Consider the following 25321-nt stretch of genomic DNA (forward strand, 5'->3'; position numbering starts at 1 on the left):
TAATCACTTCCCACTTATGTTAAGCATATACTATTTTACTACCTTTACAATATATTAAGGTTATGTTAGCTACCTCTTTAAATTACAAAATATGTTTGAAGTGCATTTTCAACTCATATACTACATATTAATTATATTGGATATGTAAAGGAGATAAATTTTATGAAAGGAATTGTATTAGCTGGAGGTTCAGGTACAAGACTTTACCCCATCACAAAAACAGTATCGAAACAGATACTGCCAATATACGACAAACCAATGATATACTACTCACTGTCAGTTCTAATGTTAGCAGGGATAAGAGAAATATTAATAATATCAACACCAAGAGATATACATGGGTTTGAAGAAGTCTTCAGTAATGGGAATAAATTAGGGTTAAACATCCAATATGCTGTACAAGAAGAACCAAGAGGATTAGCTGATGCCTTCATCATAGGAGAAGAATTCATTGGTAATGATAATGTAGCCTTAGTATTAGGAGACAATATATTCTATGGATATGGATTCTCTGAAAGGTTAAGAAATGCTAGCTCAAGAAAAGAAGGTGCTACAATCTTTGGATACCATGTATGCAATCCAAAGGAATTTGGTGTTGTAGAATTTGATGAAAAGAAGAATGTATTATCCATAGAAGAAAAACCACAAAATCCAAAATCAAATTACGCAGTACCAGGACTATATTTTTATGATAATAATGTAATAAAAATAGCTAAAAGTGTAAAACCATCTGCTAGAGGTGAAATAGAGATAACCTCTATTAATAATGAATATCTAAGAAGAGGAAAACTTAAGGTAGAACTGCTAGGTAGAGGAATGGCATGGTTAGATACTGGAACACATAGAGGTCTTTTAAATGCTGCTAACTTTGTAGAAGCAGTTCAAACTAGACAAGGATTATATATCGCTTGTTTAGAGGAAATTGCATACAGACAAGGATACATCAATAGAGAACAGCTAATAGCGTTAGCTAAGCCTTTGCAAAAAGTAGAATATGGTCAATATCTACTAAGCTTAGCTAACGATGAAGATATAGTGGAGGTAAAGCAATGAAGATATTAATAACGGGCGCTAAAGGACAATTAGGAAAGCAAATTACTAATATAATAAAAAAAGGCTACTCAGAGTTAGGTAGTATAAGCTCAATCTATAAAAAAGCTGAAATAATTGGCGTAGGAGTTGAAGAATTAGATATCTGTTATAATAAATCAGTAAACGATTATATTGGCAGATTAACTCCTGATATAATAATAAATTGCGCTGGGTATACCAATGTAGATCTTTGTGAAAGTAATGAAGATATAGCTTTTAAAGTAAATTCTATAGGATCAAGAAACCTAGCTATAGCATGTGAAAATATAGGTGCAAAACTTATCCATATATCAACCGATTATGTATTCAGCGGCGAAAAAGCTATGCCTTATAAAGAATATGATCTAATGAATCCTCAAAATGTGTATGGAAAGAGTAAAGCATTAGGAGAGCAATATATACGAGAGATCTGCAGCAGATATTTTATAATTAGAACAGCATGGCTTTATGGATATGAAGGAAATAATTTTGTAAAGACCATAATGAAGCTTGCTGCTAATAATGATGAAATAAAAGTAGTAGATGATCAGATAGGAAATCCAACTAACGCTGAGGATTTAGCCCATCATATTTTAAAGTTAGCATTAACTGAAGAGTATGGAATATATAATTGTACTGGTGAAGAGGAATGCACTTGGTATGATTTTGCTTGCAAAATAGTGGAATATGCTGGTATCAATTGTATTATAAAACCATGTACTACAGAAGAATTCCTACGACCTGCTAAAAGACCTCATTACTCTAGCTTAGATAATATGATGTTAAGATGTACTGTTGGAAATGAAATGAGAACATGGGAATATGCACTTAAAACTTTTATAGAGAATATTATATTAGATGTAGATTAAATGATATCAATAACAAGAATAAAAAATAAATATATAGAAAGGAAGTGAAATAAATGGGAAAGTTTATGTTTCTTGAAACAAAAATCAAAGGCTTATACGTAATAGAACCAACAGTATATAAAGACCACAGAGGATATTTTATGGAGTCATATAATAAAAAAGATTTCTTTATAGCAGGAATTACTAAGGAATTTACACAAGATAATGAGTCAAAATCTACCAAAGGAGTTTTAAGGGGATTACATTTTCAAACTAAGTATACACAAGGGAAATTAGTAAGAGCTACAAAAGGAGAAGTATATGATGCGGCCGTAGATTTAAGAAAGGGTTCACCTACTTATGGTCAATGGGAAGGAGTGTTTCTTTCAGAAGAAAATAAAAAACAATTTTATATCCCTGAAGGATTTGCTCATGGTTTTTTAGTTTTATCAGAAGAAGCTGTAATTAATTATAAATGTACAAATTATTATGCTCCAGAGTATGATGGTGGAGTAATATGGAATGATCCAGATATAGACATCCAATGGCCTTTGGAAAGTATTGGAGAAGTTAATTTATCTGAAAAAGATAAGAATCTGAAATATTTAAAGGAATTAAACTCACCATTTATTTACAATTATCCATAGGAGGAACAGAAGAATGAGATCTATCTTAGTAACTGGAGGAGCAGGATTCATAGGCTCAAATTTTATTAGATATATGTTAGATAAGTATGAAGAGTATAGAATTATAAATCTAGATCTTCTCACTTATGCAGGAATTTTAGAAAATCTTAAAGGAATAGAAGAACATAAGAATTATAGATTTATTAAGGGTGATATTAGAGATATAGAACTTATAGAAAAAATATTTGAAGAAGAGAATGTATCGTATGTTGTTAACTTTGCAGCTGAGTCTCATGTTGATAGAAGTATAGAAGATCCAAGTATTTTTGTTAGTACAAATGTAATGGGAACTCAGATTTTATTAGATTCTGCTAAGAAAGCATGGACAGTAGGAAAAGATGATATTGGTTATCCAGTTTATAAGGAAGGGGTTAAATACCTTCAAGTATCTACAGATGAAGTATATGGCGCCCTAGAAAAAGAAGGAATGTTCATGGAAACAACCCCTCTTGCTCCAAATAGTCCATATTCAGCTTCAAAGGCTAGTGCAGACATGTTAGTAAGAGCTTATAATAAAACATTCAAATTACCTATGAATATAACTAGATGCTCAAATAACTATGGACCTTATCAGTTTCCTGAAAAGTTGATTCCACTAATGATAAGTAATTGTTTGAATGATAAAAGTTTACCTGTTTATGGAGATGGAATGCAAATAAGAGATTGGCTGCATGTAAAAGATCACTGCGCTGCTATTGATGCTGTCCTTCATAAAGGTATAATCGGAGAAGTGTATAACATTGGTGGAAATAATGAGAAATATAACATTGAGATTGTTAGACTAATAATTTCTACTCTTGGAAAAAATGAATCTGCGATTAGATATGTAAATGATAGATTAGGACATGATAGAAGATATGCTATTGATAATACTAAGATAACTACTGAATTAGGTTGGAATCCCAAATATACTTTTGAGGAAGGTATGAAGGAAACTATTCAGTGGTATTTAAATAACAAACAATGGTGGAAAAATATAATTTCTGGAGAGTATATGAAGTATTATGAAAAGATATCTGGAAATATATAAACTATAAAAAAATAACTTAAGTTAGCCTCCCTGAAAGGGAGGTCTCTACTTTTTTATCTGGATTAATACACCTTTACACAATTATTCAGAAAAATACTGAAGTTCTACTTCACCGTCTTTCATTATTACTTTACCTACAATTTTTACTGGAGTTCCAAAAGCAATTGAATAATCTGGTATATTTTTATTCACTAAACTATTTGCACCTATAACACAATGATGACCTATAGTAACATTTTTGGTTATTATAGACATACCTCCAATATAGGTATTATTTTTAATAATTACATCACCTTTAGCAGCCTCTTCTCTTCCACTTGTAAGTACAAATTTAACAGTATCATGAGTTACTATTTGAACTCCTGAAGATAAATGACAAAAATCTCCTATTTTAATTTTACCATTTAAACCTTCTAATAAAGTATACGGTCCAATCCAAACATCTGCTCCAATTTCAACATCCCCCATAACTACACTTGTATCATACACACTAGAATTTTTTCCACAATTCAATAAAGAAGCTTTTTCCCATCTGTTAAATAAAAGTTCATTAGTTGGCAATACTCTATTATAATTTTCTTTCATTTCCATTCTTAATTTTGAAAGAACTTCAAAAATATTTTGTTCATTACTCAAATTTTACCGCCTCCATTAACTGCAAAATTTGTTTTACAATAATCCTGATATTTTCATCATCTAGTCCATAATATAAGGGCAATGCCAATCCTTGGTTATATGCCAAATTTGAATTTCTAAACTCTATATCATCACATTGATACTTTTCTTTATAATATTTTTGATTATGAATGGCATAGGCGCCCAAATTAGTTTCAATCCCATTTTCTTTTAGCTTTATTATTAAGTGATTCCTATTGATTCTTTCATTCACCATAATATGATAAGTTTGATAAACATGCCTACTTTCCACTTTTTCTACTGGCAAAAGAATATCTTCTGCATCTCTCAGTAATTTATTATATTCATTAGCTAATTCTACCCTTCTTTTTATAAGTCTTTCTAGCTTTCTCATTTGTACTACTCCAATAGCTCCTTGAATATCAGTCATTCTATAGTTAAAACCTGCAAAAGCAAATTGCACTTTCCCATCCTTATAGCTTATTCCATGGTTTCTTAGACTTCTTATTTTTTCTGCCAATTCATTATTATTTGTTACTATCATTCCCCCTTCACCAGTGGTTATAGCTTTTCTTGGATGAAAACTAAAGCATCCAAGATTACCGATGCTTCCCACTTTTTTCCCTTTATATTCTGCTCCCAATGCACATGCCGCATCTTCTATTACTTTTAAATTATACTTTTTCGCTAATTCCATTATTTTATCCATGTGAGCACTTTGTCCGAATTCATGAACAGGTATAATAGCTTTAGTTTTCTCAGTTATTTTTTCTTCAATTTTTTCTGCATCAATGCAAAAACTATCTAATTTTATATCTACAAATTTTGAGTATCCTCCCACTAATTCAACTACGTTTGAAGTTGCTGGAAAACTAAAGTCAGGAACAATAACTTCATGTCCTGACTTTATATTTAATGCTATCAATGCCAAATGTAGCGCAGCTGTACCACTGCTTACTGCTATAGCATTATTAACATTTAAATATCGAGATACCATGCGTTCAAATTCTAATACCTTTTCTCCTTGAACAAGATATTTTGAATCTAAAACTTTTTTTATTTCATCAAACTCTTCCTTTCCTATATTAGGAACAGCTAATTTAATCATAAATTCATACTCCTATACCACTCTATTGTTTTTTCTAGTCCCCCTACTAAATCGTATTTTGGAGTATAACTCAATAGCACTTTACATTTCTCTATACTAGGTATTCTAAGTTCCACATCAACATAATTCTTAGGAACATAAATAATCTCAGAATTTGAATTAGCTATTTGCTTAATTAACTGAGCAAGCATAGCTATAGTAATCGTTCCTTTTGGATTTCCAATATTAAAGGAATTTCCTACAGCTGCTTCATTTTCAAGACACAGCATTATCCCATTAACAAAATCATCAATATAACACCAAGATCTAATTTGATCTCCATCACCATGAATCTGTATTTGCTCATTATTGATTGCTCTAATAACAAATTGATGTATTGCCCCTTCTCCAACCTGTCCAGGTCCATAAATATTAAAAGGTCTGACACTAACTGCTGGCAGCCCATATTCTTTATAATAACTATGGGTTAAATGCTCCCCAGCTAATTTACTTACAGAATAGGTCCACCTTGCTTCCCCCACTGGTGCTAAATTTGTTGTACTGTTTTCGTCAACTTTATATGCATATGAACCAAAGACTTCACTAGTAGAAAAATCAACAAATCTATCTAAATTTTCTATATGAGGCTTGAGAGCTTCTAAAACATTGTAAGTTCCAATCATATTAACTCTCATAGTATTTACTGGACTTTTTATTACAGTATCAATACCTGCCACTGCCGCAAGATGAATAACAATATTAGGTTTAAACTCATCTACTGCTTCCTTTAATCTTTGAAAATCCAATATATCACCTTGAATAAATTTTATATTATTCTTTTTCAATAAATCCGTGTTTTTTATTGAATTTCTCGTTAAATTATCATAAATCAAAATATCATTATTTTCTGCTAACAATGCACACAGTCTACTTCCAATAAATCCTGCTCCGCCAGTAAGAAAGATTTTCTTGTTTTCAATCATAATTTTAATCACACCTCTTTTAATATTTGATCTATCTGTTGATTAATTTGTTGAATTTCAAGACTATATTTAATATCATATTTTAAACACTTAGCTAAGTACTCTTTTACTTTGAGTACTAATGGTTTTGAAAATATTTTTATTTCATCCTGAGTAAAATCAATTTCAGAACCATCCCAAGGCTTAAAGTTATTATTATAATAATAAAATAGTATTTTTGCATAATGATTGGCAATAACATACATTTTCTTTCCTTGACGTTTTTTTAAATCTTTTATATTATCCCATTGAATTTCTGGTAAATATATTTCTTCATTAAATTCACTTATAATATATTCCAACACAGATATAATCGACTTAATTCTATTCTTTAAATCATAAGTCATATTGTTCTGATGATGTCTATAACATATTAATGGTTTGTTTATGTGCTTATACTTAAAATCATACTTAATGTATCTTAAACAATTTAATGTATCTCCTGCAACAGCATTCTCTTTATCATCCTGCCAAGTTAAATTATTTTTCCGATAAAAGCTAGTTTTATATACTCCTGCAGTTATAGGGAGTACTCCTGATCCTGCTCTATGAAAAGTATCATGTATTACTTGTTCATTACTGTACTGTTCATATTTCCATATATTTTGGTAGTTCTTATTTTTATCAACAATTTGAAAGTTACTATATACATAATCCACTTCACTATTATTTATTAATTCACTTACGAATTCATAAATTGCAGTTTTAGTAGATAAATAATCATCTGCTGATAACACCATTAAATATTTTCCTTTTGCTTCTTTAATGATTTCTTGAATACCTAAAACTATACTTCCACTATTTTTTTTATGATATATTCCTCTAATATTTTCAAATTTTTCTTCATATCTTCTTATTTTCTCAATAGAACCATCGGAAGAACAATCATCTATCACAAGTATTTCAATGTTATTGTAAGTTTGTTTTAATACAGATTGTATAGCTTCATCTAAATAATTAGAATAATTATAATTCGTTATCCCCACTGTAACTAAAGGCTCATCTTTAATTATTAAAGTATTGTTTTCATGAACTAATAATAACGTTGTTATCATCTGTTTAATCTTATCTAATTGTTGATTATTGATATAATTTTCTATAATATAATTTCTATATTCATCAGAATTATAGTTATTTGACATAATCATATTTACAGCATCATCAATTGTATTCCAAACATACTTTTCAGGGTAAATACATTTTGCTCCAACAAAATTATGAATTAAAGGTTTAATACCTTTACTCATCCCCTGCATAACACTCATATTTTGTGATTCAAGTACACTTGTACATAGTATATAGTTCTTATCATCTAACCATTCATCTATATCCTTCTGCCATCCTTCATAAAAAACACTATTTACCAATCCCATTTCTCTTATCATTTGCTGAAAATACAATACATATCTTTCATCTTGAAAAGTTCCAGCAATATATAATTTATATCTATCATCTTTATCATAAATAGCTTTAAATGTATGAAGAAGCAGCATAGGTCCTTTTTTATGGTTAATGTATCCAACATATGCTATATTAAATCCTTTTTCTCTATCCTTAAAATTACATTTATCTAAATCAACCCCATTGGGGATTACAATTGTTTTATCTTTATTTATGCTAACTTTACTTAATACATTATTTCTTATATGTTCTGCCACAAATATAAGCTTATCAACATTATCCCAATTAACCTGATTAATATTATTTGTTAGAGCTTCATAACTGTGTAGCCTACAAATAATCTTTTTCTCTTTCGCTATCTCTAACTTACTTCCATAAATAATGAGTTGATCACACCACTCAAACCAACATATATCTGCCCAAGCCATCCCTTCATCAATTTGCTTCCAATCAGTAACTATAACTTTTTTTGTTTCATATTCTTTAGATAATCCACGAATTATATCATCAATAAAACTATCTCCATTAGGAATTATAAAGAATATAATCTTTTTTTTCTCTTCCATTCTATTCACCTTTATATAATTACTTTCTATACTATTATATTAATAACATTTATTTTCATCACAATTTTCCAATAAAAGATGAGTCATTTAACTAAAGATATACCTAGTAATTTACACGAAGTTAAAAATTTTCTTCTTACAAACCATAATAGTCTGTGGACTTCATAAGAATAATATTTTTAGTATTCTTATAAAATCCACAGACTAAATTCTACACTCTTATAAAGATTCATCTATTCATAAACACAATTTATTATCTTTTCCAATCTATGAAATATACTGCAATTATTATTATAAGTTTTTATTAAAGCTTTATATGCAATTTCATGTCTCTCCTTAGATTTATTCAAGTAGTATTCAAATTTTTCCAAATATTCTTTCTCATCCTTTGCTATTGCTATTTCTTTTTCAGTATAATATTTACTTAGAATTTTAGGATTATCTACTAATTGAAATCCCCCACATGCAGCAATAACAAATGTTCGTTCATTAATTTCGTTTTCATATTGCTTTTGCAAATTCAAATGATAATTCAAATTAATTCTTGCTCTATTATAAAAATATCTAACATCTTTATAATTAAGTTCCGGAATACTTCTCCCCCAATTTTTACCTCTTAAAACCCCTCTATATTTGCTTATTATTGGTAATAAATATCTCTTAGTTTCATTAATTTTTAAATAACTATTAGTTCCAACAAAAAAGTAATCATATATTTCTTCCACATTCTCTGGATAATGAATAAGTGGATTAAACCCAAAAGGTATACTTTTTATTTCTATGCCTCTTTTAATCCATTCTTTAAAAACATAACTTATTGATTTTTCTGAAAAAGAAGATATTAAAAAATTAAATTTAAAATCATTAGTTATTAAATCTAAATTGAATAAATCTTCAGTTGAATTTTTATCACTTGTACAAATGCATTTTGAAGCTAATCCTATTTTATATGGAATATTATTTAAACTTGGATTATTTAATATTGGATTAATATATGTTTTTTCAGCAATGGTTATTAACAAGTCAAAATCTTTATATAATGTTTTATTATCTATTTTATACAGCATGGTAACTTTCATGCCCATGAATTCAAATACATCTTTCCATATAATAAAATCATATTTCCAAGCACCATTATCAGGAGAATATATTAATATATTCATTTTTTTATCCATATATTTATCTTTATAAACACTCATTATTTTTTTTCTTAATCCTTGACCTTCATGATATATCTCATTCTTCATACTTATACTCCTAGTATACTTACTTACTATACTATTATATTAACAACAATTCTTTTCATTACAAGTTTTCAAGACAATAAACAAGACAAGCAAGGGACGGTTCATAAGTATTTTTCTATGCAGGCTTGCCCTGAATAATCATAACTTTCTATGAACCGTCCCTTGCTTGTTCCATGCCCGCTTCCTAATCTTTTTATGAACCGTCCCAAGCTCATCCTACTCTTATTCCAACTTAAACTTTAATGAACCGTCCCCCGATTGTCCTCTACTTTGTCCTGATTATTTTCACTTTTATATTCTTTAATCTTATTATTTTCTTCTATAATAACATTTAATGTCTGAATTCCATCTTCCAAATTACATTCAAATAATTTAGTAACCTTGTTATCTTTAAACAAACAATCAGATATTATAAAATCATAATCATGAACCATATGAATATCAAAAATCGCACCATCTATATGATTGTTAATAAATTCACTATTATTAAACCAAATCTTATCGCAATCTCCGTTTACTTCTATTCCAAACTCTATTCCATTATCTATGAATCTTGATTCAATAATTTCAATATTTTTAGAGTTTTGTATACTCATTATCCCATTGGTTGTTTCTTTTATCTTAGAATTAAAAACCTTGACATTATTAGAAGTCTCTATCTTTAATCCTTCTGAATTTGAACCAATAATCTCACATTCTATAATTTTAATACTTTCACAATTATCAAGTATAACTCCTCTTCCTATTATATTTTTTTCAGTGCTCTTTCTCATAAATTTTATATTCTTAAAAGTTACATCATTGCATCCTGTTAATTTCATTATATCTGCGTAATTTGAATCACATATTATTATTACATCATCTTCAATACCTTCTATAGTTATATTATTAAGCCCCACCAATTCAAACTCGTAACCATCTATGGTTTCCTTATACTCTATATATGAATTATCCTTTTCAAAATCTCTTAAATCATATATGCCTTTTTTCAATTTAATGGTTCTATAAGGTGCTATAGCATTAACAAATTCTTCAGATGTACTTACAAAAATATCATCAATCTTCTTCAATTTACTTTTAAATATTGAGATCTTTCCATCAAGCAAATTAAGATTTTCCGTTGATGTAATCAAGTTATTTTTGAAATCATAAATATTAACTTTCAAATTATCTTTTTCAATTTTGGGATAAAAATATTGAGTCTTATTCATTTCCATTTTAGGTGTGATAGGCTCGTTATTTTCATCATATACTTGATATTTTGCAGAAGTATATAATTCCTTATATCCCTCAAATGTCAGCATTCCCTCAATAGCTTGTCCTATACCACCCACGTTATCCCTAACAAATATCTCTAGTAAAATCTTATCACTCTCTTCTTCAATAATTTCACCATCATGTTCATCATATACTATTTTATTTCCTTTTGAATCTACTAAAGTTATCTTAGGAATCTCTTCTTTTGTTACTACTTTATTATTTTTAATATCTATCCATTCACCTTTATTATCTTTGATATATATGTTTTCAGTATCTTTAATAATTTTACCCATTTCCTTATTATCAATATCTTGAAGTGAATATCCTCTATCCCCTATCACAACCGTTAGCTGTGGAATGTCAGCAAAAACGCTTATTCCTGATATAAAACATATTAATAAAACCATTAAAATAAACTTTCCTATTTTACCTTTATACATCTTCCCACTTTCTCCTCCTATTCAAATAATCTCTTGGATTATACCTGTTATTTTTTTCCATATTTTCATTATAACATAGTCTCCTACAGTTAATACTTTATTTTTGTTAAATAAAAAAAACACTTTAAAATAGCGATGGTTTTGAATCCCACGTAACTGTATTCACATCAAAATTACCATCATTTTTGCAAAAGTAAAGCTTTTGAGTATTGTATTCTGGTTTAACGGACTTGTATAATCTTAAAGCTACTCTATCTATTGAACATAACCCATCCAATATGATTCTCACCTTATAAAATTATTCAATTTATATAAAACATGAAAGATATTTAGTGATTATTACTAAATATCTTTCATGTTAAACAATATATGAACTTTTTTAATTCTTTCATATTTTTATAATAACTCAATATTTTTCCTATTTTGAATATTCTTCATAGCATTTCTTGTATCAAATATAAATCTTGAATTTTTCTGAATTAAATTATAATCATATTTACTATGAGCTGTTGTAATAACAACTAAATCTACCTTTTTTAATATTTCAATTGTTAATTCTACTCCACGATATTCTTGTTCATTATACATAAATAATGGTATATATGGGTCATTAAAAATAACCTCTGCCCCTTCCCTTTTGAAGTTTTCAATAATCTTAAGAGCTGGACTTTCTCTATAGTCCTCAATATCACTTTTATAGGCTACACCTAACACTAAAATTTTGCATCCATTTATAGGTTTCTTAAATCTATTTAATATTTTTGAAACTCTCTCAACTATATATTGCGGCATATAATTATTTATTTCACCAGAAATTTCTATTAGCCTTGTATGATAACCATATTCTCTAGACTTCCATGTTAAATAATATGGATCAAGTGGAATACAGTGCCCACCAAGGCCCGGTCCTGGATAAAATGCTTCAAATCCATAGGGTTTTGTTTTAGCAGCTTCAATAACTTCCCAAATATTCAAATTCATCTTATTGCATATTATAGCCATTTCATTTATTAAAGCTATATTAATATTCCTATACGTATTCTCAAGTATTTTTTCTATTTCAGCTACCGATGGACTTGAAACTTCATATATTTCACTTTCAAGTATACTTCTATACAAAGCTGCAACAACTTCTGTACTATCTTTTTGTACACCTCCCACTACTTTAGGAGTATTTCTTGTTTTATATATTAAATTTCCTGGATCCACTCTTTCTGGAGAAAAGGCTAAATAAAAATCTAGTCCACACTTTAAACCTGATTTTTCTTCTAGAATCGGCAGTACCAATTCTTCTGTTGTTCCTGGATAAGTTGTGCTCTCTAATATCACTACTGCTCCCTTTTCAAGTTGTTCTCCAATGGTTTCTGTGGACGATCTTATATAACTTATATCAGGCTGTTGATATTTATCTAATGGAGTAGGAACACATATAAAAATTACATCTACCCCTTTAATAAAATGAAAATCTGTAGTTGCTTGTATACTTTTCTTATTAACCAATTCTGAAAATTCTGTATCAATTATATCTCTTATATAATTCTCACCTTTATTAACCATGTTAACTTTTTGTTCCTGAATATCAAATCCTATTACTTTAAACCCTGATTTAGCGCATTCAAATGCAAGCGGTAATCCTACATACCCTAATCCTATAACACCTATTATCGCGGTTTTATCATTTATCTTTTTTAGTAATTTTTCTTTATTAGACATATAAAATAATTATCGAATATATTTAATATTACTAATTCGATAAACGCCTCCTTTCTGTATACAGTAGAAAAATCCCTTTTCAAATATTCATAACTATTTCTCTTTATATTATATGAGGGTATTTTCATTTTGTTATGTTTTTATAAAATATAGTAGAATTAGAGATCTATCATTCTAAAATTTAAAACAAGATAACAGCGTAATTATTTTGACTTAATAAAAGTTATTTTTAATATTTAATTAGATAACTTTATTGTATTTTAATAAAATCTTCTACATATTTAATAAATTGTTGTGCTCTTACGCTATTCGTATGGTAGGTGTGAACAAAATTATATCCATTATTCGTTATACATTCTCTCTCTTTTGTATTGTTAAGATAATACATTGCTTTTTCATAAAAGTTCTTCTCATCACAAGCTATAAAATTCACCCCATCTTTAAATCCAAGCTCTAATATATCTTTATTAGGTTTGGCTAATAATAATGTTCTACATCCTAAAGCCTGAGTATATTTCATAACAGGATATTGCCATATTGAGCCACAAGTAAAAAATATTTTAGACCTATTTAATTTACAAGCATACTTTTCATTTATAATTACCTCTGGACCATCTTTAGTATCATGTCCTGGATGTGGGATAAAAACAAACCCCTCTTTATTTTTCATTTTCTTATAAACAGCTTCTCTAAAGGGATATTTACCTTTCTTAAACGCGAACATTTTATTATTTTTATTGTCTATATAGTAAAACAACCCCATCAAAAGGAAATCTATATCTTCTTTTAATCCCCAATCCTTAATAATGTTAGGATTAATTGAAAATGGCATCCACCTAAACTTACTTTCATATTGTGGATATATCTTTAAAAACGACTCCTTAGTAGGAGAAAATATTAAGTCAATTTTGTTATCTTCAATAAACTTAATTCTATTTCTAGGAATCCAATAAGTATCTTTTACATAAGTACCTTTTGGTATATTTACTTTTTCTAATCCTGTTATTATGGGTGTAAATGCATATTTCCATTCAATATCATAAGAAAATATAAAATCAGGTGAAAATTTTATATTTTTTAATATTTCATTTATATCACCATCTTTATGCCAATATTTTACTTCTGCAAATTTCTCTATAGAAGCAATCATATCAAATAGGAGTTTATGCTTTGGACGTTCTATATCAAATCTTTTAATTAATATTAATATTTTTAGTTTGTTCATAAAAGTGCCTCCCTCTTATTTGCTGATTTCTTCAAATATACAAAACCCCTACGGGGCAGTCTTTTTTAAGTGTCAACTCCATAGGGTATAAGGTCTAATTTCATTCAGAAAGTGATTTTTTCACTGCTATCATCACTTTATTTCTTAAAACTTAAACTCCATTTTAACTTAACTCATCTACTTGCGTAGTATACTTAATTTCACCCGATTTTTTTACAATATCTATAGAATTTCTACCTTCATTAAATAATAAATCTATTATAGATAAATTAGGAATAAAATTATTATGCTTTTGAATATATATAGGAGGTGTAAAATCTTGATATGCTAATTTAATATTTTCTTTATTATACATATCTTCGTCATTATAAGCTTTAGCACCTATTCCTGATAAATAAGTGTCTGCATTAAAACTTTTACAAAGATTTATTAACCTCTCATTTTTAAATCCTAAATCACCTTTAATTTCAGATTCAAATATAATTTTTGTTCTAATATTAAGTTTTTCAAGTATTAATTTTATAATTTCCATATTTAGATCGCACAAATTATTCCAATCACGCTTATAAATTTCTTCTAAATCATATCCTATGAATCCCCAATTTTTACACTTAGAATATGAATAAAAAATTGATTTCCAGTGTTTTCTCCGCCAATTTTGCCTGTTATCTATACATATTTCTTTAATCTTTGTATTTCCTTTCAACACTGGTATAGTAAGTCTTAGTTCCTGAGACTGAGAATTTTTAATTTTATTTCTTTGTATAACAGAATCTTTTACAAATTTAACTTCATCAAGTACAACAAAAACATCACATAAGAAAATTTTATTAAAATAACCTATCCACGGAATATAATTAGGTTGTTGTGCTGCAAGTATCATTAGCTTTCACCTTACTTTTTAAAATTTTCAATAATTTTTTAACTTCTACTGACTTTAATAATAAGTTATCCTTTATTTCTATATTTTCAAATCCATATTTATTATAAAAACTTATAGCTTGTATATTTTTCTTATCTACTTTTAATTGAATTGAATCAATATTTTCAGAAATGCATTTTTCACATAAATTACATAGTAATTTTGTACCTATTCCTTCATTAAGAAATTCTTTATCTACCATAAATCTATGAACATGAATATAATTATTTTTTTTTGAGCAAATTATAAATCCAACTAATTTCATATTAATTTCTGCATAAAAACTGTAATTCCATTTACCATCTAATTCAATAAGAAAATTATTTTCATACCAGTGTAATCCTTCAAATTTTTTCGTCAATTTAACAAAGTTTTTTATATTATCTTTCATATATTTTTTTGATATTCTTTTAATGAAAACCATATTCTACTCCTTATTTATCTATTATGAAATCACTCTAATGACTTCAAATAATTCTGCATATTCACTTCCTATTTGAGCTCCTCTAATTGTCGCTAAACTTCTAATAAGTTTTTCATTAAAATACTTTCGAAATTTTTGAGATTCGTAACATTTTAAAGCTTGAATTTTTTTATTAAGGTGATTTTCTTTCAATTTAAAGAAGTATTGAGTATTTATCGTCAAATTATTCCATATTATCTCGTATCCTAACAAATTAGTTTCTTTAAAAGCTCTTATTCCTTCATTTGCAATAGTATTATGATCTTGATGAATATCATTAGGAGATGGCATTAAAACCAAATCTGGTTGAACAATATCTCTTAACTTTATTAATTCCTCAAGAATATGTTGTCTATTTTGAGGAAATGTTCTTACTGGATATTTGTAAATATATATATTATTTTCCTTAATACCTAGTACTCTCGCTGCGTTTTTCAATTCTAATTCAAGGATATTTTTAGGAAATCCATTTGGTACAGAAATTTCACATACAGAAAAAACTGCATAATAAATATCTGAACCTTCTTCTATTAATTTAGCTATAGTTCCACCACACCCTAACTCTCCGTCATCAGTATGAGGAGCTAAAACTAATACCTTTTTAAACATTAGTATCCTCCCTCTCTTATCTGCTGATAAACTACTTCAAAATCAACATGGATAATAAAAAAATAAAAATGTTATTTTCATGAATAGAATCAATGATGCAATTATTTATATAAGTATTAAATATCTTATTTTAAAAACCTATTCAGTATATAATATGTTAATACCATAAAGAAGTGAATACATATTATTTAAGCGAAGCCTATTAGTATAATGATTACTATAGATACTTCGCTTCTAAAAAAACATTAATTATTTTTCATTTCTAAATAATCCGTTATATATTTTATAAACTCCTTCGCTCTAACCGCATTAGTATGATATTTGTGCACGAATTCGTATCCATTATTTGTTATCCTATTTCGCTCTTTTTCATTCTTAATATAATACAACGCTTTTTCATAAAAGTTTGACTTATTACACGCTATAAAATTCACTTTATCTTTAAATCCTAATTCCAAAAGTTCATTACTAGTTGGTGCTAACAATAAACTTTTACATCCTAACACTTCAAAATATTTTGCAATAGCAATATCACTTTTTCCACTACAGGTAAAAAAAATTTTGGATCTATTCAGCATTTTCCCATATTTTTCATTTATATAAGCATCTTCAGATGCAGATACTCTGTGTCCTGGATGAGGGACAAATACAAAATCTGGGTTATCTTTTAGTTTATTATAAACCGCTTCTCTAAACTCATATCTACCCTTAATTCCAATTTTTTTTGCAGTTTTTTTTGGATCGTCATAATATACTAGTCCCATCAAGAGAAAATTTATATCTTTTTCCAACTTCCAATCTTTGATAATATCAGGATTAATGGCAAATGGTATCCATCTTAATTTATCTTTGTATTCACTATGATGTTTTAAAAAGAACCTCTTTGATGGTGAAAAAATTAAATCTATTTTATTATTTTCAATATAACTCCTTCTATTCTCTACCTTATGATGAACATCAATTACATAACAGCCTTTTGGTATTTTTATTTTACCTAATCCTTTTATTTCAGGAGTAAGTCCATGGCCCCAAGTAGTATCATACATAAAAATAAAATCAGGTTCAATTTTTATTTTTTTTAATATTTCATGAATATTACCATCTTCATGCCAGTATTGTACTTCTGCAAATTCTTCTAATGCTGCAATAGAATCAAATAAATGCTTATGCTTTGGATATTTTATATCAAATCTCCTAATCAATATTAAAATTTTTAGTTTTTTCATAGAACATCTCCACCTAGAATTTTTATTTTTTAATCATTGTGTTTAATATGTCTATTAAAAAGTAACTAATGTTTTCTTATTCATGAAAATCACCTCTGAAAACTTCATATTTTATATTATGCAAGTTTGAATAATCTTCTACTATTCTAATACGATATATGACACAACATCCTAAAAATCAATATTTATATAACATTTTTTTACATGTAAGCATACAATATATTGAAAATCAAAGTTTAAGTATGAATATGTGAAAATAAAAATTTTAACCAAATAATTAAGAAATTATTTACAGCTAGATTAAAAATTTAAATACACGTTACATTTATGAAGGGAGAATTTATAAAATGACAGTCTATGTTTTCGGTCTTGGGCATATTGGCCTACCTATGGCTTGTTGGATAGCATCTGCCAATACACCTGTATATGGCATTGATATCAATGATCAAGCCATAAAAAATATTAAACAGGGAAAAGTTAATATTGAAGAGTATCGTAATGAAATTCACATTTCTCAAGTTGCTAAAAATTTAATTTCAAAAAATCTTTTAAATGTTACTTCTAAATTTAAACGAGTAGATGACACGCCTTCAATTTTCGTAATATCAGTAGGTATAGCAAATAGAGAAGACGGTTCTCAGGATGTTTCACCTATTGAATCAGTTTTAGATACAATTACACCAACCCTTGTTGATGGGGATCTTTTAATCTTTAGAACCACACTAATCCCTGGTACATGTGATAATTTAATTCTACCTAAATTAAAATCATTAGATGTATCAGTAAGCTTAGCTTATTGTCCCGAAACACTTATGGAAACGAAAGCTTTTGAAGAATTAGAAAATAATCCTATGATTCTTGCAGGAATGGATGATAATAGCTTTAATAAGGCAAAGAATTTTATATCTTCTTTAACAGATGCCCCTATATACAAAGCATCAAATATTAGAACTGCTGAAATGACAAAAGTAATTCAAAATATTAATCGAGATGTAAACATTGCATTAGTAAATGAAATCAGTGAAGCAACTGCTTTATTAGATATTGATATTTATGAACTCCAAACTTTAGTAAATACACATCCAAGAGTAACCTTACTTACTCCTGGACCTGGAGTAGGTGGATATTGCCTGCCCAACGCATTTGAATATTTAGATAAAGCTATTTTGTATAAAGAAAAATGTCCATTAACTCTAATTCGTACTGCAAGACAACTTAATATTGAAAGACCTAAAAAAATTGTAGAACTAATAAAAACTGCTCTTAATAATGAAGAAAAGAATATTAAAGAATCCACAATAGCACTTATAGGACTAGCTATGAAGGATTTTTGCGCAGATTGTAGATTTAGCCCTGCATTAGATATTGCTTCACTTTTAATTGAAGAAGGTGCCAATGTTCAAGCTTATGATCCAATGGTTCCACTAAACTATAACTATCAAGTTGCTACACTTGAAGAATGTGTAAAAAATACAGATTGTATAGTTATTACTGCAAATCAAGAAGGAGTTATTTCTCAACTTAACCAACTTCACAGGGATAATAAGTTGCCTTTGATAGTTATAGATACTAGAAATATTTTTCCTAGCTTTCCTGATATAAAGCTTTATAAACTCTAAATATTAAAGTCAAGTGATTTTCACATGCTAATAAATCACTTGACTTATATTTTTAACATTTTTAGCAATTCTGAATATAATGAAAGTGAAGCATTTATTCAAAGGATAATTACTAATGAACAATTTTATAATATTCGGAGGCGATATTCCTGCAATTTCAGCATTTATTCTTCTAAATAAAAGACAAAAAAGAGTTTTAGCTTTTATTAATAAAAGTAATAAAATCATAAGAGATACGTTTTCTGATAATTATTCAATATATGAAAATGAAGATGATATCCCTTTGGATATAATTAATAAAGTTAATAAAATTTTAGTAGTAAATGATGATAGAAATATTGCTAAAAAAATTAAAGATAATTTAATCTGTAAACTTAATAAAAAAATTTTGATTGAGACTATTTATGATTCAAATTATATTACAGATTACTTGAATATTAAATTAGATATTCACAGCACTTTATTAAATCATCCACAAGACAACTTAAATGAAAATAAAATAAAAAAAGAAATTGTAAGGGTTAATGTAAATGAAATATCTTTTGAAATTTGTTGTAATAATTTGAATGAATATTTAAGAGCAACTACCTTAATTGGCGAAAGTGAAGTTCTTTCCTTTTTAAAGAAAAAAATTAGACCTAATGATGTCTTTTATGATATTGGTGCTAATATTGGTACTCATAGTATTTTTATTGCTAAATGTTATGATACTGTAAAAGTTCATTCATTTGAACCTGAAATTAAAAATTATAATGATTTACTTCAAAATATTAATTATAATAAATTAACTAATATTACAACTCATAAAATAGCCCTAGGGGATGAACGAAAAAATCAAAATCTATATTTATACAGCGAAAATGCAGGTGAAGGTGGAAATTCCATAGTTCCCATTAAAGGCAAGAAAACACAATTAATAGACGTATGGGATTTAGATTCATATAGAATTCATAATAAAATAGATTTACCAAATTTAATAAAAATTGATATTGAAGGTTATGAACTTCAAGCTCTTATAGGTATGATGAAAACTTTACAACAATCTAAACCAAAATTATTAATCGAACTTCATCCCAAAAAACTCTTACAACAATTTGGAGATATAAATATAGTTAAAGATTTTCTTATCACTCAAAATTATAAAGTAACTGATTTAACTATTCTTGAAAGAAAAGGTCAGTTATTTATTTATGCAATCCCTAAATTTTAAAATAAAGCAACTTCATTATTTTGAAGTTGCTTGAATATGTAATAAGGTAGGTATTATATGATTAAAAATATTAAAATTAAAAAGCCTTATTTAAAGATAGCCTGTATTCTGGACGAGTTCAGCTATAATTGTTTCAAATATGAATGTAATTTAATACAACTTCATGTTAGTACTTGGAAGCAAGTCATAACCAAAGAAAAACCTGATTTATTGTTTGTAGAATCAACTTGGAAAGGATTAAGAAATTCATGGAAAAAAAAGATATATGATATTAATATCTCTAAAGATACTACTCTTAAAGCATTAGTAAACTATTGCAATAATTTAAATATACCAACAATTTTTTGGAACAAAGAAGATCCTTTTCATTTTGAAAAATTTATTTATACTGCAAAATTATTTGATTATGTATTCACAACCTCAGAGGAATCTATTAAAAATTATATTGAAAAATTAAACCACAATAAAGTTTTCTGTCTTCCTTTTGCTGCACAACCTCAAATTCACAGTCCTATCGATAAAGATAAAAGAAAAATTAATAATGTGTGTTTTGCTGGCACATGGTATGTCAATAAATATCCACAAAGAAAAAAAGATTTAGATTTTTTATTAACATCAGCAATGAAATATTCTGTTCATATATATGACAGAACATATAATGTACCTTTTCCAACAAAAAAACATTATCAATTTCCCTCAAAGTTTATGCCCTATATCAAAGGTGCTTTACCTTATAACAAAGTTGTTGAGGCATATAAAAAATACAAACTTTTTTTAAATGTAAATACAATAACTGACAGTAGAAGCATGTTTTCAAGAAGAGTTTTTGAACTATTAGCTTGCGGTACCCCAGTTATAAGTAATTATGCCCTTGGGATAGATGTGCTCTTCCCTTCAATTGTTAAATTAGTTAAAAGTAAAGATGAAACTGATAGATATCTTAAAGTATTACTAGATAATAAAGATTATAGAGATCGGCTTTCTCTTCGTGGACAAAGAGAAGTTTTTAATAAACACACCTATACTCACAGATTAAATTATATTTTAAATAAAATTGGATTTAATTATAAGAAAGAGCCTACCTATGGTGTTTCAATAATAACGATCACTGATGATCTTTCTTCAATTGAAAATATAATCAGTAATTTCACTATCCAAAGGTATCGAAAGAAAGAATTAATTATCATTCTAAAAAATAAAAAATTTAATCTTAATGAAACAAAAAAAAGCCTGCTAAAGTATCCTGAAATTAAAATTATTCAAACTGAAAAAACGCGTTCATATAGAGATTGTTTAACTAGTGGAATTAAAAATTCAATATATGACTATATATCTATATTTGACTCAAAAGACTACTATGCTCCAAACTTCTTAATAGATCTTATGAATACTTTTAAATATACTAATGGAAAGTTATCTGGTAAATTATCACATTATTGTTTCTTGAAAAATAAAAGAAATCTTATGCTAATAGCTCCTAACTCTGAATTCCAATATACTAACTATTTATATACTTCAACTTTAATAATAAATAAAGACTTGTTTAATATTATTAAGTTACGAACCGGATCAAAAGAAATTTTTTGGAATGACTTTTTTAATCAATGTATTAAAAAGCAAATTAAACTCTATTCATCAGATAAATTTAATTATGTGCATATTGCAGATGATATTTCTAAACTTAATAGCAAATTTCATAGGAACAGATTGTTTGCTAATCGCCAAAACGTAAAATTAACAGGCGAATATAAAAAACAAATTACAGTATAAACCTTACTTTAAAATCAATAAAAAGAAAATCCTAAAATGCGATTACATTTTAGGATTTTTTTTATCTAAAACTCAACCTTTTTTATTAATTTATTATCTTTTAATTTATAATCATAATTTTGAATAAAATTATATTTATCAATACTAAACATTCTATATCCTAGGTTTGAATAACTTTCTAGTAAAGAATTATTTAAAAACTTATATGATATTTCTATTATTTTTTCTGTTTCTAAAAATTTTCTATGAATTATACAAGCACTACTCAATAAATTATTTGTATATTGAAATTCACAATCATTATTATTTATTTCTAATTCCTTTTTCTTTATATTCTTATTTAATGAATAAAAACTTCTTTTCCCAATAATATATTCATCTGTGTATTTTGTAGCTAAGGCAAGATCCTCTAAATAATATCTTCCATAAAAGTTATTACTGCAAAAATAACTAATAAATTCACCTTTCATAACATCAGTAATCTTTGAATTATTATCAACAGAACTTAATAATATACATTTAATTTTATCATTACTATAATTTTTAATTATATCCTTATTTCCTTTAAATTCAGTCAATATTAAAATTAACTCTTTATTTTCATAGGACTGAGAATTAAACTCCTCAATAGTCAATTTAAATTCTTCTAAAGAACTAATAATACTTAAAACACTTATTTTGGGAATCACTTTAGGAATATCAATACCAGCTTTTGATAAAATATAATGCAACCTTTCTTCATAAGTGTGTTTATTAAGAACTAATCTAAGTCCTTTTAAAGCTTTTCTATTGTAATATTCTTGATTATTAAATAATAATCTAAAAGCCTCCTTCAACTCATTAATATCATCACTGGAAGTAATAATGTCTCCAAAAAAATCTTTTATTCCTTTAGAATATGAACTCACGATAGGTGTATATGAAGCAAGCCCTTCAAATACTCGCCTTGCAAACATGGTAGGAGAATCCTTAACACTGGTTAAATTTATCATTACCTTATAACCTTTATATGCTTTATTAATTTCATCTCCCATTAATTTCCCTCTTATATATGGCTTATATTTATTTGGAAATAGATAGTTTGGATTATTATCATCAAAATGTCTATCGTAAATATCTAATCCATACTCCACAGCAGCTTTAAATATTCTCTCCATATCCTCTTGTCTTTCCTTAAATTTAGAAGCGTAATATGACCCTGCAAAACAAATCTTATTTTCTCTCTTTTCATATAATTTTATTGGATTATGCACTTTGGGTTGAGCTGCAAAAGAAAGAGGATATACTCTATTATGCTTTACAAATTTCTTATAATCTTGAAGTGAATTCACATCTGTTGAAAAGATATAATCAAAAAATTTAGCTGTTTTAATAAACCTTTTAAAGTGAATAGGGTCTTCCTTATTCCAAAATACAGTTGGTATTGAATTACCCTTGCACCACATTATTAATTCTTTTAAATCCTTAATATCATTTTCATTATAATATCCAACCTTCCTTTTCCAACTGCCTCCATTTCCCTCCCAAGCAGATTCTACAATTAAAATATGTGGTTTCTCTCCATTCAAGATTCTCTTCCAATTATCAGGCTTAAAAGATATTACATTACACATACCTTTAAAACATCTCATTGTGAAATCATCAAAAATCCCTGCAATTCTTAAATCTTTAATAGACTTTGGTTTATCATTAACTATTTTTTCATTCAGATTACTTTTACTTATATTACTGTTATTTATCTTCAATATTCTTATCTCCTTGAGAAAACATTTACCGCTCCCATTAACTCTAATTGCGAATCTTATATATTTTCCATCTTTATTAGGGGTAATTATTTTTTCTTGATTAAAATCAATAAATTCAACTGAGATTTTTTCCTTTTCTGAATAAAAAATCATCGCAAGTGAGACGTTAATATTTTTCTCCTTCTTACCTATAAATTTAATTTTATAATTAGAATTAATATCTACCTTCAACTTCTTCTTTAAAGGTAATTTTGAGAAATTTGTATTAAGTTCTAGATAAGATAAATATATATGCTGAGATTTTTCTAAAAAAGACTGAACTTCTAAAAAACTATTATTATCTTTAATTATTAATTTGCTAGTTTTTTCAATAAAAATATTCCCCTTATTGATAGAAATTTTATTAATAACTTTTTCATCTCTATTTTCCAATATAATCACACTCTTTTTTAATAATTTCTTCCCATTTAATGCAAATAATTTTTTTATCAAATCTCTCTCTTGCAAATTTCCCAACATATTTTTGTAGTGAATTTAATCCATCTACTTTGCGTATTTTATCAATTAATAAACATGCCTCTTCAGTATTTTTAAAAATATATTTTTTAGGATAAATCTCCTCTGCCCCTTCCCAATTATAAATTATTGGTATACTCCCTGATGCCATTCCTTCAGCTATAGCTAGATGAAAACTTTCAAATTCACTTACTGAGAGTATAAAGCCTATTTTAGTAAACCAATTAAAAATATCAGAACTCCATGGTTCAAATCTTACTGAAGCTTTCCATTTACTTTGATTAATTCTTTTAAAAACCCCTTCATAGTATTCCCTTTCATCTTTTCTTTTCCATAACCATGAATATTCACTTGGATGCTTCCCCTTAATATAAAGCTTATATTTTTTATCTTTTAACCATAACTTTTCAAATATATCTATAGCTTTATCTAGTCCTTTCATTTTGGGACAATACCCTAATAACCCTATATTATATCCAGCATCTTTTGTCTTATTAATATTTAACTTATCACCATCAATTAAATTGTAGATAACTGTTAATTTTTCATTAGGGATTTTACACTTTATTTTAAAATCTCTGCATATTTTAGGTCCTACTGTTATTATTTTATTTATATTTTTCATATTAAATTTTTGTGGATAATTAACTCTTAACTCTTGTGCATGCATTCTAACTATTAATACCTGATTTTTTCTTTTATGATTTGAATACCATACGGTATTACCCAACCCCCACTCACACACTATCACATCTGCCCATTTTATACATTTATAACTTACTGATTCATTATGCTGATTATGCCCCTTCCATAAATCTATTCTTACTTCATAATTTTTTTTACTCTTAAAATATTCAATAATCATTTTTGCAAATTTCAGATCATGCCCTGCAAATAAAAGTCTTATCTTTTTATACTTATCCATAACTTTCAGTACCTCCCATTGTAATATTTTATGCACAACATTTTCTTTTGTTATTTTTTGAATTTAGCTAAAAAATAAGAAGAC

Annotated in this window: 21 protein-coding genes; 7 read left to right on the plus strand and 14 right to left on the minus strand. The window is 27.2% G+C overall.

Annotated elements, in window-relative coordinates; translation table 11 throughout:
- Positions 1 to 162: 162 nt before the first annotated feature.
- Genes rfbA through rfbB form a run of 4 tightly spaced genes read left to right on the plus strand, consistent with a single transcriptional unit; the run spans position 163 to position 3635 of the window.
- A complete protein-coding gene (rfbA, locus tag OW730_RS23360) occupies positions 163 to 1053 on the plus strand; it encodes a glucose-1-phosphate thymidylyltransferase RfbA (protein ID WP_271226457.1) in 891 nt (296 codons plus the stop codon).
- The gene (gene rfbD / locus OW730_RS23365) at positions 1050 to 1940 is read left to right on the plus strand and encodes a dTDP-4-dehydrorhamnose reductase (RefSeq protein WP_271226458.1); all 891 of its coding nucleotides are present in this window, start codon (positions 1050 to 1052) and stop codon (positions 1938 to 1940) included. Before rfbA ends, rfbD begins: the two co-directional genes overlap by 4 nt.
- Positions 1941 to 1993: 53 nt before the next feature.
- Entirely contained in the window at positions 1994 to 2566 is a 573-nt protein-coding gene (rfbC, locus tag OW730_RS23370; protein WP_271226459.1) for a dTDP-4-dehydrorhamnose 3,5-epimerase, read from the plus strand.
- A gap of 13 nt (positions 2567 to 2579) precedes the next feature.
- Positions 2580 to 3635: a dTDP-glucose 4,6-dehydratase gene (gene rfbB / locus OW730_RS23375; RefSeq protein WP_271226460.1), complete on the plus strand. Its 1056-nt coding sequence runs from the start codon at positions 2580 to 2582 to the stop codon at positions 3633 to 3635.
- 81 nt (positions 3636 to 3716) lie between these two features.
- Here rfbB and OW730_RS23380 read toward each other — a convergent pair whose 3' ends face one another.
- The 12 genes from OW730_RS23380 to OW730_RS23435 all read right to left on the minus strand — a co-directional run bounded on the left by OW730_RS23380 (position 3717) and on the right by OW730_RS23435 (position 17452).
- Complete coding sequence (locus OW730_RS23380; protein ID WP_271226461.1) at positions 3717 to 4271, minus strand: acyltransferase; 555 nt, start codon at positions 4269 to 4271, stop codon at positions 3717 to 3719.
- Complete coding sequence (locus OW730_RS23385) at positions 4264 to 5379, minus strand: DegT/DnrJ/EryC1/StrS family aminotransferase (RefSeq protein WP_271226462.1); 1116 nt, start codon at positions 5377 to 5379, stop codon at positions 4264 to 4266. The genes OW730_RS23380 and OW730_RS23385 overlap by 8 nt, the downstream gene beginning before the upstream one ends.
- Positions 5376 to 6341, minus strand: coding sequence for an NAD-dependent epimerase/dehydratase family protein (locus OW730_RS23390; protein WP_271226463.1), 966 nt, complete (start codon positions 6339 to 6341; stop codon positions 5376 to 5378). The genes OW730_RS23385 and OW730_RS23390 overlap by 4 nt, the downstream gene beginning before the upstream one ends.
- An 8-nt stretch (positions 6342 to 6349) precedes the next feature.
- The gene (locus OW730_RS23395) at positions 6350 to 8347 is read right to left on the minus strand and encodes a glycosyltransferase (RefSeq protein WP_271226464.1); all 1998 of its coding nucleotides are present in this window, start codon (positions 8345 to 8347) and stop codon (positions 6350 to 6352) included.
- 233 nt (positions 8348 to 8580) lie between these two features.
- Positions 8581 to 9594, minus strand: coding sequence for a glycosyltransferase family protein (locus OW730_RS23400; RefSeq protein WP_271226465.1), 1014 nt, complete (start codon positions 9592 to 9594; stop codon positions 8581 to 8583).
- A gap of 239 nt (positions 9595 to 9833) precedes the next feature.
- Positions 9834 to 11294 carry a right-handed parallel beta-helix repeat-containing protein gene (locus OW730_RS23405; RefSeq protein ID WP_271226466.1) on the minus strand — a complete coding sequence of 487 codons (1461 nt, stop codon included), beginning with the start codon at positions 11292 to 11294 and terminating at the stop codon, positions 9834 to 9836.
- Positions 11295 to 11690: 396 nt separating this feature from the next.
- A complete protein-coding gene (locus OW730_RS23410; RefSeq protein WP_271226467.1) occupies positions 11691 to 13007 on the minus strand; it encodes a nucleotide sugar dehydrogenase in 1317 nt (438 codons plus the stop codon).
- A gap of 250 nt (positions 13008 to 13257) precedes the next feature.
- On the minus strand, positions 13258 to 14232 hold the full coding sequence (locus tag OW730_RS23415) for a glycosyltransferase (protein ID WP_271226468.1): 975 nt from the start codon (positions 14230 to 14232) through the stop codon (positions 13258 to 13260).
- A gap of 163 nt (positions 14233 to 14395) precedes the next feature.
- The gene (locus OW730_RS23420) at positions 14396 to 15115 is read right to left on the minus strand and encodes a WbqC family protein (protein WP_271226469.1); all 720 of its coding nucleotides are present in this window, start codon (positions 15113 to 15115) and stop codon (positions 14396 to 14398) included.
- Positions 15090 to 15578: a GNAT family N-acetyltransferase gene (locus tag OW730_RS23425; RefSeq protein ID WP_271226470.1), complete on the minus strand. Its 489-nt coding sequence runs from the start codon at positions 15576 to 15578 to the stop codon at positions 15090 to 15092. Before OW730_RS23425 ends, OW730_RS23420 begins: the two co-directional genes overlap by 26 nt.
- 21 nt (positions 15579 to 15599) lie before the next feature.
- Positions 15600 to 16226, minus strand: a complete 627-nt coding sequence (locus tag OW730_RS23430) for a PIG-L deacetylase family protein (protein ID WP_271226471.1) — start codon at positions 16224 to 16226, stop codon at positions 15600 to 15602.
- Between the two features lie 245 nt (positions 16227 to 16471).
- Positions 16472 to 17452 carry a glycosyltransferase gene (locus OW730_RS23435; RefSeq protein WP_271226472.1) on the minus strand — a complete coding sequence of 327 codons (981 nt, stop codon included), beginning with the start codon at positions 17450 to 17452 and terminating at the stop codon, positions 16472 to 16474.
- 347 nt (positions 17453 to 17799) lie between these two features.
- Between OW730_RS23435 and OW730_RS23440 the strand changes: the two genes are divergently transcribed.
- From OW730_RS23440 to OW730_RS23450, 3 genes are all read left to right on the plus strand, one after another.
- Positions 17800 to 19071, plus strand: coding sequence for a nucleotide sugar dehydrogenase (locus OW730_RS23440; protein WP_271226473.1), 1272 nt, complete (start codon positions 17800 to 17802; stop codon positions 19069 to 19071).
- 115 nt (positions 19072 to 19186) lie between these two features.
- Complete coding sequence (locus tag OW730_RS23445) at positions 19187 to 20281, plus strand: FkbM family methyltransferase (RefSeq protein ID WP_271226474.1); 1095 nt, start codon at positions 19187 to 19189, stop codon at positions 20279 to 20281.
- 57 nt (positions 20282 to 20338) lie between these two features.
- Positions 20339 to 22051 carry a glycosyltransferase family protein gene (locus OW730_RS23450; RefSeq protein WP_271226475.1) on the plus strand — a complete coding sequence of 571 codons (1713 nt, stop codon included), beginning with the start codon at positions 20339 to 20341 and terminating at the stop codon, positions 22049 to 22051.
- 65 nt (positions 22052 to 22116) lie between these two features.
- On the opposite strand, the gene OW730_RS23455 is transcribed toward OW730_RS23450, so the two are convergent.
- Positions 22117 to 24288: a CgeB family protein gene (locus OW730_RS23455; RefSeq protein WP_271226476.1), complete on the minus strand. Its 2172-nt coding sequence runs from the start codon at positions 24286 to 24288 to the stop codon at positions 22117 to 22119.
- Positions 24218 to 25237, minus strand: coding sequence for a glycosyltransferase (locus OW730_RS23460; RefSeq protein WP_271226477.1), 1020 nt, complete (start codon positions 25235 to 25237; stop codon positions 24218 to 24220). Before OW730_RS23460 ends, OW730_RS23455 begins: the two co-directional genes overlap by 71 nt.
- Positions 25238 to 25321: the final 84 nt, after the last annotated feature.

The organism is Oceanirhabdus sp. W0125-5 (assembly GCF_027938815.1).
GTDB lineage: Bacteria > Bacillota > Clostridia > Clostridiales > Clostridiaceae > Oceanirhabdus.

Excerpts from the sequence above, each read along its gene's own strand:
- rfbD (WP_271226458.1), top strand. The coding sequence starts at position 1,050 with ATGAAGATATTAATAACGGGCGCTAAAGGACAATTAGGAAAGCAAATT.
- OW730_RS23425 (WP_271226470.1), bottom strand. The coding sequence starts at position 15,578 with ATGGTTTTCATTAAAAGAATATCAAAAAAATATATGAAAGATAATATA.
- OW730_RS23420 (WP_271226469.1), bottom strand. The coding sequence starts at position 15,115 with ATGATACTTGCAGCACAACAACCTAATTATATTCCGTGGATAGGTTAT.
- OW730_RS23415 (WP_271226468.1), bottom strand. The coding sequence starts at position 14,232 with ATGAACAAACTAAAAATATTAATATTAATTAAAAGATTTGATATAGAA.
- OW730_RS23410 (WP_271226467.1), bottom strand. The coding sequence starts at position 13,007 with ATGTCTAATAAAGAAAAATTACTAAAAAAGATAAATGATAAAACCGCG.
- rfbC (WP_271226459.1), top strand. The coding sequence starts at position 1,994 with ATGGGAAAGTTTATGTTTCTTGAAACAAAAATCAAAGGCTTATACGTA.
- OW730_RS23445 (WP_271226474.1), top strand. The coding sequence starts at position 19,187 with ATGAACAATTTTATAATATTCGGAGGCGATATTCCTGCAATTTCAGCA.
- OW730_RS23440 (WP_271226473.1), top strand. The coding sequence starts at position 17,800 with ATGACAGTCTATGTTTTCGGTCTTGGGCATATTGGCCTACCTATGGCT.
- OW730_RS23435 (WP_271226472.1), bottom strand. The coding sequence starts at position 17,452 with ATGAAAAAACTAAAAATTTTAATATTGATTAGGAGATTTGATATAAAA.
- OW730_RS23430 (WP_271226471.1), bottom strand. The coding sequence starts at position 16,226 with ATGTTTAAAAAGGTATTAGTTTTAGCTCCTCATACTGATGACGGAGAG.
- OW730_RS23450 (WP_271226475.1), top strand. The coding sequence starts at position 20,339 with ATGATTAAAAATATTAAAATTAAAAAGCCTTATTTAAAGATAGCCTGT.
- OW730_RS23390 (WP_271226463.1), bottom strand. The coding sequence starts at position 6,341 with ATGATTGAAAACAAGAAAATCTTTCTTACTGGCGGAGCAGGATTTATT.
- OW730_RS23460 (WP_271226477.1), bottom strand. The coding sequence starts at position 25,237 with ATGGATAAGTATAAAAAGATAAGACTTTTATTTGCAGGGCATGATCTG.
- rfbA (WP_271226457.1), top strand. The coding sequence starts at position 163 with ATGAAAGGAATTGTATTAGCTGGAGGTTCAGGTACAAGACTTTACCCC.
- OW730_RS23395 (WP_271226464.1), bottom strand. The coding sequence starts at position 8,347 with ATGGAAGAGAAAAAAAAGATTATATTCTTTATAATTCCTAATGGAGAT.
- rfbB (WP_271226460.1), top strand. The coding sequence starts at position 2,580 with ATGAGATCTATCTTAGTAACTGGAGGAGCAGGATTCATAGGCTCAAAT.
- OW730_RS23385 (WP_271226462.1), bottom strand. The coding sequence starts at position 5,379 with ATGATTAAATTAGCTGTTCCTAATATAGGAAAGGAAGAGTTTGATGAA.
- OW730_RS23405 (WP_271226466.1), bottom strand. The coding sequence starts at position 11,294 with ATGTATAAAGGTAAAATAGGAAAGTTTATTTTAATGGTTTTATTAATA.
- OW730_RS23400 (WP_271226465.1), bottom strand. The coding sequence starts at position 9,594 with ATGAAGAATGAGATATATCATGAAGGTCAAGGATTAAGAAAAAAAATA.